Consider the following 12,615-nt stretch of genomic DNA (forward strand, 5'->3'; position numbering starts at 1 on the left):
AAGCCGACCGCCGCCCCGCCGCCGCCCGAGCGGCCCGAGCACCGCCGCGGCGGCCTGCTCGCCACCATCAGCGGGCTCCTGACCTTCGCCGTCGCGGTCGCGATCGCCGCGATGCTGGGGCTGACCCTGTTCCAGCGGCAGGTGCAGGAGCCCGGCCCGCTGCCCGCCGACAAGGTCGTCGTGATCCCGTCGCGGAGCGGCACCGGGGAGATCGCGGAGATCCTCAAGCGCGAGGGCGTGATCGACCATGTCGGGCTGTTCGAGTTCGCCGCCCGCTTCGGCGGGCGCCCTCCGCTGAAGGCCGGCGAGTACACTTTCAAGGCCCATGCCAGCATCGGCGAAGCGATCGACACCGTGACGACGGGCCGGCAGGTCCAGCACGCGATCACCTTCCCCGAGGGGCTGACCTCCGAGCAGATCGTCGTACGCCTCAACGAGAACGACGTGCTCACCGGCGAGGTCGGCGAGATCCCGCCCGAGGGCTCGCTCCTGCCCGACACCTACAAGTTCGAGCGCGGCGCCACTCGCCAGCAGATCGTCAACCTGATGCGCGAGAAGCAGCGCCGGGTCCTCAACGACATCTGGCTGCGCCGCAGCGCCGACGTGCCGGTGCGGACGCCCGCCGAAATGGTGACGCTCGCCTCCATCGTCGAGAAGGAGACCGGCCGCGCCGACGAGCGCCCGCGGGTCGCCGGCGTGTTCGTCAACCGCCTGAACAAACGGATGAAGCTGCAATCGGACCCGACCATCGTCTACGGGCTGGTCGGCGGGCGCGGCACCCTCGGGCGCGGCATCCAGCGCTCCGAGATCGAGCGCGCGACGCCCTACAACACCTACGTGATCGAGGGCCTGCCGCCCGGCCCGATCGCCAACCCCGGCCGCGCCGCGCTCGAGGCGGTGGCCAACCCCTCGCGCACCAAGGATCTGTTCTTCGTGGCCGACGGCACCGGCGGCCACGCCTTCGCCGAGAGCCTGGACGGCCACCAGAAGAACGTCGCGCGCTGGCGCCAGGTCGAGAAGAGCCGCCAGACCACGGCACCGGACGCCGTCGACAAGGCAGAGCCGCCCGCCGACGCGGTGCCACCCCGCGCCTCGGCCTTCGCCCCACCGACGAACGCCTACGCGCTCGACGGCGCGACCATGGCGCCCGGCGCCACGCGGCCGAAGGCCTTCGACGCCTCGGAGGGCACGAAGCTCGACCCGCTGAAGAACAAGACCTACGACCTCGGCTCGCCCAAGACCGTGCCGGCGCTGAAGCAGCCTTGATCGTACCCGGCGCCGCGGCGCCGTCCGCACGCACCATCCAGGACGAGCCGATGCACTTGAACCACGTCAACCTCGGCGTCACCGAGGTCCCGGCCACCGTCTTGATGTTCGAGACCTATTTCGGGCTTCGCCGCACCGGGATGCCGGTCAACGACAAGATGGCCTTCCTCACCGACGACGGCGGCGGCATCCTCAGCCTGTTCCGCGTGAAGGATGCGACCTACCCCAAGATCTTCCACATCGGCTTCATCCAGGAGCGCGTGGAGCAGGTCCACGCGATCCATGCCCAGCTCACCGATGGCGGCTTCGCACCGGAGGCGCCGCGCGAGGAGCACGGGCGCGTGACCTTCTACTTCCAGGCGCCGGGCGGGGTCACGGTGGAAGTGAACGCGTTCCTGTAGGCTCCTCGGCACAGCAAAACTTACCCCGTCGCAACGCAGGGCATCGCACGACCATGATCGCGAGCATGACCGGGTTCGCCCGGGCCGCCGGCACCACCGGGCCGGTGCAGTGGGCCTGGGAGGTCCGCAGCGTCAACGGGCGCGGGCTCGACGTCCGGCTGCGGGTGCCGAACGGTAACGACGCGGTTGGCGAGGTCGCGCGCACCGCCCTGCAGAAGACGCTGTCCCGCGGCCAGTGCCAGCTGTCGCTGAACCTCACGCGGCCCGAGAGCAAGGCCCGGGTGCGGATCGACGAGGCGCTGCTGGCCCGGCTCGCCGAGGCCGTCGCCCGCGTGCCGGTGCCGGAGGGGATCGCGCCCGCGACGATGGACGGGCTGCTGTCGATCCGCGGTGTGATCGAGTCCGAGGACGAGGCCGCCACCGATCCCGATGCGCTGGCCCGCGACCTCGCGGAGGGCGTCGTCCGGCTGGTCGCCGACCTCGTCGATGCGCGCCGCGCCGAGGGCCGACAGCTCGAGGAGATCGTGGCGGCGCAGGTCGCGCGGATGGGTGCGCTGACGCAGGACGCCGAGAGCTGCCCGGCGCGCAGGCCCGAGGCGATCCGCGCGCGGCTCGCGGCCTCCGTCGCGGGCCTGCTGGAGCCCGGCGGCCTCGATCCCGAGCGCCTGCACCAGGAGGCGGTGATGATGGCGGCCAAGGCCGACGTCCGCGAAGAACTCGACCGCCTCAGCGCCCACCTCGCCTCGGTGTCCGAGCTGCTGGCGGCGGGCGGCGCGATCGGGCGGCGCCTCGACTTCCTGGCCCAGGAGCTCGGGCGTGAGGCCAACACGCTCTGCGCCAAGGCCAACGACGTGGCACTCTCGCGAATCGGACTCGACTTGAAGGCCGTGGTGGAGCAATTCCGCGAGCAGGTTCAGAACGTCGAGTGACGGGGCGGGGCGATGGGCGCACGGAACACGGCCGGGGCATGCGGATGACGGAGGCCCCCTTGCAGTCGGTCTCGGATTCCATCGCCCGCCGCGGGCTGATCCTGATCCTGTCCTCGCCCTCCGGCGCCGGCAAGACCACGCTCACGCGCGCCATCGCCGACGACGGCGGCTGGGGCCTCGACCTGTCGATCTCGGTGACGACCCGGGCCCGGCGCCCCTCCGAGATCGCCGGGCGCCACTACCACTTCATCGAGCGCGAGGCCTTCGAGGACCTGCGCGCCCGCGACGACCTGCTCGAATGGGCCGAGGTCCACGGCAACTTCTACGGGACGCCGCGGCGCCCAGTGGAGAAGGTGCTCAGCGCCGGCCGGGACATGATCTTCGACATCGACTACCAGGGCACCCGCCAGGTGCGCGGCAAGCTCGCCGACGACGTGGTGACGGTGTTCATCCTGCCGCCGAGCCTGGAGGAGCTGCGCCACCGCCTGGAACGCCGCGCCGAGGACAGCCCGGAGACGATCGAGAAGCGCCTCGCCAACGCCCGCGTCGAGATCCAGCGCTGGAGCGAGTACGACTACGTCATCGTCAACGACGACTTGCAGAACGCCTTCGACGCCTTGCGCGGCATCCTGGCCGCCGAGCGCCTGAAGCGGACGCGCCGGACCGGCCTCGAAACCTTCGTCGACGGGCTGCTCGGAAAGGACCGCGAGGGCTGAGGCGGGCCGCCCCTCATCCCACCCGATGCGAGGCGGACGGGTCCGGCGCGCAGAGCCAGACCTTGAGCGCGTCGAACGTCGCGGTGCCGGAGGCGAGCGCCGCCTCCGCCTCCGCGTCGCTCGACAGGCGGTCGAGCCGCGCTCGGAACGCGTTCCACATCAGGCCCGTCTGCCGTCCATGTGCGCGGTAATAGACGAGGCCCGCATCCGCGAACCCGTAGAGCGCGCCGATGTGCCGGCCGATGACCTGGCCGCCGAGCGTCGAGCCTTCGAGCACGTAGAGCGCGCCCATCGCCGCCGCGGCGTCCGCGAACGTGACGCCCGAGGGCTGGGGCAGGGCGGCGATGTCGGGTTCAAGCATGCCGAGATGGGCGAGGTCCGCCTCCAGCGCAGCCAGCCGCCGCCGCGGACCCCAGAACGCCGCGTCGGCGAGGGCGTCGCCGATCGCCGGCTCGTAGGCCGCATGGAAGCCGTGGAAGCGGGCAAGGAGGTCGCGATACCCGTCCCGGGTGGCGACGCGCGCGCGCCAGTCGAGCGCGTCTTCGAGGCCCTGGTGCGCCGAGGCGGTCGCGGCGCGCAGCCGCTGGTGCAGGCTCACGCGGTGATCGTGAAGCAGGCGCCGGGCGCGTTGTCGACGTCGAGGCGGGCGTTGATCTGGTCGAGCATCGCCCGGATCAGCTTCATCCCGAGGCCGACCCCGGTGCCGTTGGCGCGGGGCTTGGTCTCCGACCAGCCCTCGGGCAGGCCCTCGCCGTCGTCGCAGACGCGCAGCCGCACGGTGCCTGCGCCGTGACCCGAGACGGTGACCGCGACGCGGCCGACGCCCTCCGGCTTGGCGGCGTACTTGAAGGCGTTGGTCACGAGCTCGGTCGCGATCAGCGAGAGCGCCACCGCCTTGCGGTAGGGCACCATCAGGCCGGGCTCGGCGGTGAGGTCGACGGCGTGTCCGCCGCCGGCCATGCCGGCGAGGTCGGCGCACAGAGCCTCGATGGTCTGGCCGAGGTCGACCTCCTCGACGTTCTCCGCCTGGTAGAGGCTGTCGTGGACGCGGGCGACGCTCATCACCCGGGCGGAGGTGTCGGCGAAGGCCTGCCGGGCGGCCGGATCGGTGACCTGGCGCCGCTGCATCTGCAGGAAGGCCGAGACGATCTGGAGCGAGTTCTTCACCCGGTGGTCGATCTCGCGGGTCAGCAGATCCTTCTGGGCGAGCAGGCGCTCCTTCTCGGCGAGGAGGCCGGTGAGCTCGTCGATCTTTCGGCGCTGGCGCAACACGACGCCCTCGACCGCGTGGGCCAGCGAGCCGGCCAGCGAGACCTGCCAGTCGGCCCAGGGGGTGGCGAAGCCCGTGCGCTCCTCGACCCAGCGCTCGAACGAGCGCCGCGGCAGCACCGCGACGGGGCCGCTGCCGGCGAGCACAGGCTTCCGGGGATCGCCGCTCCACGTCACCGTGCTCGACACCTCCGGCCGGAACCACAACAGCAGGTGCTCGCGCGACTCGTCGACGAAGGCGGCGAGCAGCCCGCTGGCGATCTCGCGGTGCGCGGCGGCGGCGGGACACTGCGTGGGAAAGTTGGCATCGGCATAGGTCGTCTCGGCCGGCGCCAGCGTCTGCTTCAGCCAGTCTCCGATGGCCCGGACGGCCTCTTCGGGGGGCGTCGCGCCGATCAGCGTCGCGCGGGTGCCCGAGACGATGGCCGCGCCCGTCGAGCCGAACAGGTGGAGGAGGGTGGTCGAGCCGGCGGTAAGCGCGGCGACGAAGTCGTCCGAGCGGGTCAGGCCGCGGACCAGGCGTCCCTCGGTGTCGAGATGCGCCTGCCGCTCGGTCCAGAGCCGGCGTGCCTCGATCTCCTGCACCCGCATGGCGAAGGCGTCGGTCAGCACCGTCGCGGCGGCACGGGTCTCGGGGGCGACATAGTGCGGATGGCGGTGATGGCCGATCATCAAACCCCAAAGCCTTCCCTCGACCATGATCGAGATCGACATCGAGCCGTTGACGCCGAGGTTGCGCTGGTACTCCAGGTGGATCGGCGAGAGCGTGCGATGCTGCGCGAAGGTGAGGTCGATCGGCCCGTTGCCGGCCGCAGGTGCCGCGACCAGCGGCACCGGCACCGAATCGCGGTCGATCACGAAGCGGCTCTTGGCCTTGGTGTAGAGCGCGCGCGCCTGGGCCGGGATGTCGGAGGCTGGAAACCGCAGGCCAAGCAGGGCGCGCGACCAGTCCGGCACCTTGTCCTCGGCGATGGCTTCGCCGTTCCAGTCGCCATCGAAGCGGTAGACCAGCACGCATTCGAAGCCGGTGAGCGCGCGGACTTCGAGGGCGGCGATGCGGGCGGCGCCGTTCAGAGTCTCGGCGGCGCGGAGCCGAGTGACGGCGAGTTCCGAATCGGTCTGGGTCGCGACCCGGAAATCCTCCGGATGCTCGGGTTCGAGTTCGAGCTCGACGATGACCCGGCCGGAATGGGCGTGGACGATGGCGTAGTAGCTGGCGCGGTCGTCGCCGGCGAGCTTGAGCGTGCGGCGGATCGAGCGCCCGTCGTCGAGGGTGGCGCTGGCGAGCCGCTGGCGGATCGTCTCGACGAAGGCGCTCGGCAGCACATCGGAGAGCGGCAGGCCGGCGATCCGCTCGGGCGCACGGCTCAGTACGTCGCGGACGTTGGTGCTGTGGGCCAGGATCTCCAGCGTGCCGGCGTCGGCCGCCAGCATCACAGCGTTCGGCTGGATCGAGCCGGGAATGTGGATCGGCTCGCGCTCGCACAGCTGCGGATCGACCGGCTCGGCTCGGACCCGGCGGCCGATGGCGGCCATCACCGCCTCGCGAGGCTGGCCGGCGCCGAGGGTTTCGACCGGGCTGATCGTCAGCCAGGTGACGGCGTCCCCGCGCCGCATCCGCACCCGGGCGCGAAGCGGCTGCGGCATGCGCCCGAACACGAAGTCGAAGCTCTCGTCGAGCTGCCCGCGGCGCGTGCCCGAGAGGAAACGACCGAAGAAGCTCGGCACGTTGGTGCTGGGCACCACCTCGCGGAAGTAGTTGCGGCCGACCACGGCGTCGCTCGACAGCCCGGTCAGCGCGCTCGCGCCCTCGCTGAACGACACGATCGTCCCGGCGGCGTCGAGCCCGATCACCCCGATGTCGAGGCCGTCGCGCTGTTCGGCCGTCAGGGCGTCCATGTCGATCGCATCGCCGTCGGCAACGATCGTCGTCATCAGGAATGGGACCGGCTCATCTGCGGCCCGGTATGACCCGTGGGACGGGCGGGCGCAATGGCGTCCGCACTACGCCGCGCGACGCGTTCGAGCACGACGACGCCGCGCGATGCGATCAGCGCTCAAGTCTTTGTATGAGATCAGACAATGCGCTCGCAAGCCCCTCTTCGACCGTGGGATGGTAGATCGGCCGCGCCCGCATCGCCTGGGCGGTCAGGCCATCGCCGATCGCGTGGACGAGGAGGTGCGCGAGGTGCTCGCAGGACGGCCCGAACATCTCGCCGCCAAGCAGGCGCCCGCTCCGATCCGCCCAGAGCCGGATGCCGCCGCGGTTGACGCCTTCGACCCGCGCCCGGCCCTGGTCGTCGAACCGCATCCCGCCGACGACGCAGTCCGCATCGGCATCGAACGCCGCCCCGACGCTCGCCGCCTGCGGATGGGTGAACACCATGGCGAGCGCCGGCCAGGGTTCCGGCGCTTCGAGGCTCGAGCCTGCGGCGAGCGCAGCGGCGTTCCGGCCGGCGATGCCGCCCTGGCGACTGGCCTCGTGCAGGACCGGCCGCACCGCGTTGGCGTCGCCCGCGATCAGGATCGGCGCGCCCGCACAGAGGAGGGTTCGTGCGTCGAAGTCCGGCATGCCTGATTCGTCGAGGCGAAGGCCGACCTCCGCGAGCCCGAGGCCTTGCAGGTTGGGCGGCCGGCCGGCGGCGGAAAGCACCCGCGCGAAGGTCTGCGTGCGCCGGGCGCCGTCCGCCTCCGTCCACGTCAGCTCTGCGCCGCCGGCGACGGGCTCGGCCGCGACGAGTTCCGAACCGAGATGCAGGGTCATCTCCTCAGCGAAGATCGCGGCGGCCCGCTGCTGGAGGCTCGGCTCGCTCAGGCCGGCGAGGCCGAACCCGGTGTCGAACACGCTGACGGCCACGCCGAGCCGCGCCATCGCCTGGGCGATCTCGATGCCGACCGGGCCGCCGCCGACCACCGCCAGGGATTCCGCAAGGTCGGGAAGCTCGAACACCGTGTCGGTGGTCAGGACCGCGTCGCCGAGGCCCCGGAGCGGTTTCGGCACGCGCGGGCTCGACCCCGTCGCGATCACCGCGGAACGGAAGGCGACCCGGTGGCCTTCGCCGACCGCGAGCGTCCGGGCATCGAGGAAGCGAGCCTCGCCGGCCAGCCGCTTTGCCTTCGGGATGGCGTCGACCCCATCGAGCACCGCGGCGACGAAGCGGTCGCGCTCGGCCCGCACCCGCGCCATCACCGCGAGACCATCGATCGACACACCCGCAACCGCGACGCCGAACAGGCTCGCGTGCCGGGCGTCGTGGGCCGCCGCGGCCGCGGCGACGAGCAGCTTCGAGGGCATGCAGCCGACCCGCGCGCAAGTAGTGCCGCCCGGCCCGCGCTCGATCAGGACGGCGTGGGCGCCCGCCGCCTCGGCGGCTCGGAACGCGGCGAGCCCCGCGGTGCCGGCTCCGATCACCGCGACGTCACAGCTCTGGTGGGTCATGATCGTCCAACGGGCGGGATCGCGGGTCCAGGCGACGGGTCGAAATCCCCTCGGACCTCCCCTCGTCGGCGCGGGCGGCCAACGCCTCAAACCCTGCGTGGGTTCGAGGCCCGGCCCGCGACCCGTTGCCCGCCGCTCAGTTCGGCTTCGGCATCACCGGGGCCTGCATGGTGCTGGCCTGTTTCTCGGGATTCTTCAGCTGGCTGTAGACGAGGTTGCTGAAGCTGCCGATGGTGGTGTGCCAAGGCAGCTTCACGTCGTCGGTATCAGGCTTCGCAGCCTTGCAGAACGCGGTCGTCAGGCCGTTGACGATGTCGTCGTCCCGCCCGGCGGGGAGCGCGGACTTGATCTTCGGCAGGAGCGCGTCAATCCGCGGGATGAAGTCCTCCTGCTTGAGGCCCTTCAACTGACCGATGGCGTCGGCGTCGGTCACGGCCTTGGCCACGTCCGGCTGTTCGATCTCGGCGCAGGGCGCGTTGCCGGCGAGCATGGTGCTCGTCGCCTTGCGAGCGTCGGCCGCCACGCCGGACTTCAGGACGGGCGCGCTGTTGCCCCAGGAGTTGCGGATGTAATCGGTCACGTCGGCGACCTGCTGGTCGGTCATGCCCTGGCCGATCGCCGTCATCGGCGCGTAGCCGCTCTGGGCGCCGAGCCCGCCGTAGATCACGCGCAGCACCGTCTCCGGGCCGGCCGACTGGACCGAGGTGTTGCCGGCGAGCGCCGGAATCGCGCCCTCGACACCCTTGCCGTCGGGCTGGTGGCAAGACGAGCAGTAGCTCAAGTAGACGCCGGCACCGGGTGCGCCCTTGGTGTCGAAGGCCTGGAGGTCCTTGGACTTGTACGTCTGCTTGGCCTGGTAGGTCCGCAGGTACGCGACCATCGCCTTCAGGTCGGCGTCGGTCATCTTCGAAAGCGATTCCTCGATGGTCTGGCGCATCGGGCCGGCCGCGACGCCGGGCTGGTTGCCGGGCGCCGTGCCGGTCTTGAGGTAGGTCACCACCTGCTCCTCGCTCCAGGAGCCGATCCCCTGGTGGTCGTCGGGGGTGATGTTCGGTGCGTACCAGCCATCGATGACGCCGCCGCCGAGCTTGCCGGCCAGGCTGCTGTTGCCGACGATCTTATTTTCGTTGTGACACATGCCGCAGTGGCCGAGCCCCTCGACGAGATAGCCGCCGCGGTTGACCTCGGCGGTGGCCTTCGGATCGGGCTTCCACTCGCCCGGCGTGAAGAAGGCGGTCCGCCAGGTGATCAGCGCGGTGCGGATGTTGAAGGGGAACGGGATTTCGTTGTCCTTGCGCGGCTCCTTCACCGGCTCGAGCGAGCGCAGGTACGCCCAGATCGCTTTCACGTCGTCGGTCGTGACCTTGGTGTACCAAGCAAAGGGGAAGGCCGGGTAGAGGTAGTGCCCCTCGTTGTCGATGCCCTCGTGCATCGCCTTCACGAAGTCCGCCTCCGTCCACTTGCCGAGGCCGGTCTCGTCGTCCGGCGTCAGGTTGGGGGTGCGGATCTTCCCGATCGGCGTGTTGAGAATGTAGTTGCCGGCCAATCGCTTGCCGCTCGGCCCCGTGTGACAGGCGACGCAATCGCCGGCGGTGACGAGGTACTCGCCGCGCTTGACCAGGTCCTGGTCCGCACCCTGGGAGAAGGCGTCGATCGGTACGGCGGAACCGAGCAGGAAACCGGAGGTTGCGGCCACAGCGAGGATGCGACGCATGATGCCCAATCTCCGATAGCCGCAATTGAGAAGCATAATAATTCAGCTTGGCGGTCGCGCGTTGAACGCACCCGCCGAGACGGAAGTTCCTGTCGCGCTGGCCTGTGCGGTGCGACCAAGCGTCAGGTGCTCGCGGCTGCGCAGGCGCGGCACGAGGTCCCCGAGATGTGCGACCAGCGATGCGAGCATCCAGCCCGCGACGACCGGCCACGGGGCCTGGACCAGGGCCGCCCGCACGGCGAGCATCAGCGCCACACCCGAACCGAGGTTGCACAGAAGCGCAAGCGGAGCCGGCCCACGGCTGGTCCGATGCCGCAGCGCGAGCAGAACGATCGCTTCGATCGCCACGAGGACGAGGATCGCATCGACGATCCGTCCGCTCGCGAACCACGCCGCCATCATGCGGCTCCGAACGGGCCGTTGAGCCGGACGATCGCGCGGTTGAGGACGCCGGCCACCGCCACCCAGGCGAAATAGGGCGCGAGCAGCAGGGCCGCGAGCCCCGAGACCGGCAGCGTCACGGCGATCAGGGCGACCACGGAAAGCCAGAGCAGGACCAGCTCGAAGAACGCCCAGTCCGGCCGCTCCGCACGGAAGAACAGGGCGCTCCACGCGATGTTGAGGACGCTGTTGACGGCGTAGGCCGCGAGCAACGCGACGCGCTGCGGCTCGTCGGCCTCGTTCCAGGCGATGACGGCGGAGACGACGCACAGGGTGAAGATCGTCGCCCAGACCGGCCCGAAGGCCCAGTCCGGCGGCTTCCAGGCCGGGTTGCGCAGGGCGCGGTACCAGGGGCCGGTGGTGGTCAGCACGCCGCCGGCCAGCGCCACCACGAGCGCGGACAGGGTGGCGACCGTGGCCGGCATCCAGACCTCGCTCAAGGCGAGACCCAGCGGAACAGGTGCGCCATGTCCTTGAAGAAGATCTTCACGTGGGCCATCGGCTTCTTTCGCACCAGCTCCTTGTTCATGTAGCTTTCCCAGGTGAGCTGCTGCACGTCCTTGTCGCGGCAGATCGAGACGAAGCGCTCCCTCAGGGCGTCGTTGCGGTACCAGACGGCCTGCATGATCCGCAGGATCAGGAACACGCGCCCGTGCAGCTTCATGAAGCGGCGGCGCGCCTGGGTGAGGGCGCGGACGTCGCCCGTGGTGAGGAAAGCCTCGGCCGCCTCGGCCGCGAGACGTCCGCCGAGCATCGCGTAGTAGATGCCCTCGCCCGACGCCGGCGCGACGATGCCGGCGGCGTCCCCGGTCAGCAGCACGTCGCGCCCGTTATCCCACTTCTTGAGCGGCTTCAGCGGCAGCGGCGCGCCCTCGCGCCGGACCGTCTCGCCGGCCGCGAGCCCGGTCGACTCGCGCAGGTTCCGGATCGCGGTGCGGAGCGAGAAGCCCTTCTTGGCCGAGCCGGTCCCGATGCTGATCGTGTCGCCGTGCGGGAAGATCCAGGCGTAGAAGTCGGGCGAGTGCTTGCCCTGGTAGAACACGTCGCAGCGCGTGGCCGCGAAGCTCCCGCTGCCGTCCGCGGGCGGGCGGACGATCTCGTGATAGGCGAAGACCTGTTTCATCCCGGCATGGCCCGGGATCTCGGCCCGTCCCACCGGCGAGGAGGCGCCGTCGGCGCCGATCACCAGCTTGGTCCGGACCGCGTGCGCCACGTCGCCGACGCGGTAGTGGACCGTGGTCCCGTCGGCGTCGCGATCGATGCGCTCGTAGGTGCTGGCACGGTAGTCGGCGCCGGCGAGCGAGGCCCGGTCGCGCAGCCACGGATCGAAATGCTCGCGATCGACCATCCCGACGAAGCCGTCGCCGACCGGCATGTCGACGGCCGTGTCGGAGGGCGCGATCATCCGCGCGAGCTTGATGCGGGCGACGATCTGCGCATCGGGGATGGCGAAGTCGCGAATCGCGCGCGGCGGGATCGCGCCGCCGCAGGGCTTGATCCGCCCGGGCTTGTCGAGGAGCAGCACGCTGCGCCCCATCCGAGCGAGGTCCGTGGCGGTGGTGGCGCCCGCAGGGCCACCGCCGACCACGACGCAATCGAAGAATTCGGCGGCCTCGGACATGCTGTGCTCCCTGGCGCGTTTTTCTGATGGATCCGGCGCGACGGCGCCCGAAGAGGTCAGGTCCGACATCGGCTTAGAAACGGGGTTCCAGCTGAAGCTTCAGCGTTCGCTCGCGCTGCCCACGCGGCACGCGGGTCGCGCCCGCATGCTCGATCCGCAAAGCGATCACGGTGGCGAGCACGAACAGCAGCGCCTCGGCGAGGAAGACCGCGGCGTAGGCCTGCACCGCCTCGGGCGTGACGAGGCGGGCGAGGTCCACCGCGACCGTGCCGAGGAAGCCGCCCGCGCCGAAGGCCACGCCCTGCGCCGCGCCCCAGACGCCCATGCGGGTGCCGCGCTCGGCCTCACCGCCGGCGCCCGCGAGCGCCATCATCGATCCGATCGCGGCGACCGCGAAGACGCCGTTGAACAGGCCGAGGCCGAACACCGCAGCGCGCAACGGGAAGTCCGGCCCCACGAGGCCGCCGGCGGCGATCCCGGCGAGCATCGCGCCGGAGCCGGCGCAGCCCAAAGCCGTCCAGAGCTTGAGCGAGCCGAGCCAGGGGCCGCCGACGCCCATAATCAGCCCGGCGACCATCAGCATGCCGGCGAGCACACCGCCGTGCTGCAGACCGGCGAGCTTGGTGGTCGTGCCCGGCGTCATCGCGAAGACGAGGCCGGCGAAGGGTTCGAGGATCAGCTCCTGGGCGCTGTAGGCCAGCATCGCCACGAAGATGAACACAGTGAAGCGGCGCGAGGCCGGTTCGGCCCAGACCTTGGCGAGCACCGTCCGGAACGGCGCCTTGGCCGGGCCGGCGGGCTCCGCGCGCGCCGGCGCGG

Annotated in this window: 12 protein-coding genes; 4 read left to right on the plus strand and 8 right to left on the minus strand. The window is 71.1% G+C overall.

Annotated features, from left to right (window positions below; all coding sequences use genetic code 11):
* The 4 genes from mltG to gmk all read left to right on the plus strand — a co-directional run.
* The coding region (gene mltG / locus FV229_RS20990) for an endolytic transglycosylase MltG (RefSeq protein ID WP_147753820.1) at positions 1-1,266 on the plus strand (1,266 nt) is incomplete at its 5' end.
* A 50-nt stretch (positions 1,267-1,316) separates the two neighbouring features.
* Positions 1,317-1,667, plus strand: coding sequence for a VOC family protein (locus FV229_RS20995; protein WP_147753829.1), 351 nt, complete (start codon positions 1,317-1,319; stop codon positions 1,665-1,667).
* A 65-nt stretch (positions 1,668-1,732) separates the two neighbouring features.
* Positions 1,733-2,596, plus strand: a complete 864-nt coding sequence (locus FV229_RS21000) for a YicC/YloC family endoribonuclease (protein WP_246688273.1) — start codon at positions 1,733-1,735, stop codon at positions 2,594-2,596.
* A gap of 44 nt (positions 2,597-2,640) precedes the next feature.
* A complete protein-coding gene (gmk, locus tag FV229_RS21005; protein WP_147753830.1) occupies positions 2,641-3,312 on the plus strand; it encodes a guanylate kinase in 672 nt (223 codons plus the stop codon).
* Positions 3,313-3,325: 13 nt separating this feature from the next.
* Here gmk and FV229_RS21010 read toward each other — a convergent pair whose 3' ends face one another.
* The 8 genes from FV229_RS21010 to FV229_RS21045 all read right to left on the minus strand — a co-directional run.
* On the minus strand, positions 3,326-3,910 hold the full coding sequence (locus FV229_RS21010) for a biliverdin-producing heme oxygenase (protein ID WP_147753822.1): 585 nt from the start codon (positions 3,908-3,910) through the stop codon (positions 3,326-3,328).
* Entirely contained in the window at positions 3,907-6,516 is a 2,610-nt protein-coding gene (locus FV229_RS21015; RefSeq protein WP_147753823.1) for a histidine kinase dimerization/phosphoacceptor domain -containing protein, read from the minus strand. Before FV229_RS21015 ends, FV229_RS21010 begins: the two co-directional genes overlap by 4 nt.
* A gap of 115 nt (positions 6,517-6,631) precedes the next feature.
* Entirely contained in the window at positions 6,632-8,020 is a 1,389-nt protein-coding gene (locus FV229_RS21020) for a dihydrolipoyl dehydrogenase (protein WP_147753824.1), read from the minus strand.
* A gap of 136 nt (positions 8,021-8,156) precedes the next feature.
* Positions 8,157-9,734, minus strand: coding sequence for a c-type cytochrome (locus FV229_RS21025; protein WP_147753825.1), 1,578 nt, complete (start codon positions 9,732-9,734; stop codon positions 8,157-8,159).
* A gap of 42 nt (positions 9,735-9,776) precedes the next feature.
* Entirely contained in the window at positions 9,777-10,133 is a 357-nt protein-coding gene (locus FV229_RS21030; RefSeq protein WP_147753831.1) for a hypothetical protein, read from the minus strand.
* Entirely contained in the window at positions 10,133-10,600 is a 468-nt protein-coding gene (locus tag FV229_RS21035) for a TspO/MBR family protein (protein ID WP_147753826.1), read from the minus strand. The genes FV229_RS21030 and FV229_RS21035 overlap by 1 nt, the downstream gene beginning before the upstream one ends.
* Positions 10,601-10,611: 11 nt before the next feature.
* Positions 10,612-11,796, minus strand: a complete 1,185-nt coding sequence (locus FV229_RS21040) for a geranylgeranyl diphosphate reductase (RefSeq protein ID WP_147753827.1) — start codon at positions 11,794-11,796, stop codon at positions 10,612-10,614.
* Between the two features lie 73 nt (positions 11,797-11,869).
* Positions 11,870-12,615 (minus strand): PucC family protein (locus FV229_RS21045; RefSeq protein WP_147753828.1); only part of this gene is annotated, 746 nt, incomplete at its 5' end.

The organism is Methylobacterium sp. WL120, from assembly GCF_008039465.1.
GTDB classification, from domain to species: Bacteria; Pseudomonadota; Alphaproteobacteria; order Rhizobiales; family Beijerinckiaceae; genus Methylobacterium; species Methylobacterium cerastii.

Excerpts from the sequence above, each read along its gene's own strand:
- FV229_RS20995 (WP_147753829.1), top strand. The coding sequence starts at position 1,317 with ATGCACTTGAACCACGTCAACCTCGGCGTCACCGAGGTCCCGGCCACC.
- FV229_RS21030 (WP_147753831.1), bottom strand. The coding sequence starts at position 10,133 with ATGGCGGCGTGGTTCGCGAGCGGACGGATCGTCGATGCGATCCTCGTC.
- FV229_RS21040 (WP_147753827.1), bottom strand. The coding sequence starts at position 11,796 with ATGTCCGAGGCCGCCGAATTCTTCGATTGCGTCGTGGTCGGCGGTGGC.
- gmk (WP_147753830.1), top strand. The coding sequence starts at position 2,641 with ATGACGGAGGCCCCCTTGCAGTCGGTCTCGGATTCCATCGCCCGCCGC.
- FV229_RS21035 (WP_147753826.1), bottom strand. The coding sequence starts at position 10,600 with ATGCCGGCCACGGTCGCCACCCTGTCCGCGCTCGTGGTGGCGCTGGCC.
- FV229_RS21000 (WP_246688273.1), top strand. The coding sequence starts at position 1,733 with ATGACCGGGTTCGCCCGGGCCGCCGGCACCACCGGGCCGGTGCAGTGG.
- FV229_RS21015 (WP_147753823.1), bottom strand. The coding sequence starts at position 6,516 with ATGACGACGATCGTTGCCGACGGCGATGCGATCGACATGGACGCCCTG.
- FV229_RS21025 (WP_147753825.1), bottom strand. The coding sequence starts at position 9,734 with ATGCGTCGCATCCTCGCTGTGGCCGCAACCTCCGGTTTCCTGCTCGGT.
- FV229_RS21020 (WP_147753824.1), bottom strand. The coding sequence starts at position 8,020 with ATGACCCACCAGAGCTGTGACGTCGCGGTGATCGGAGCCGGCACCGCG.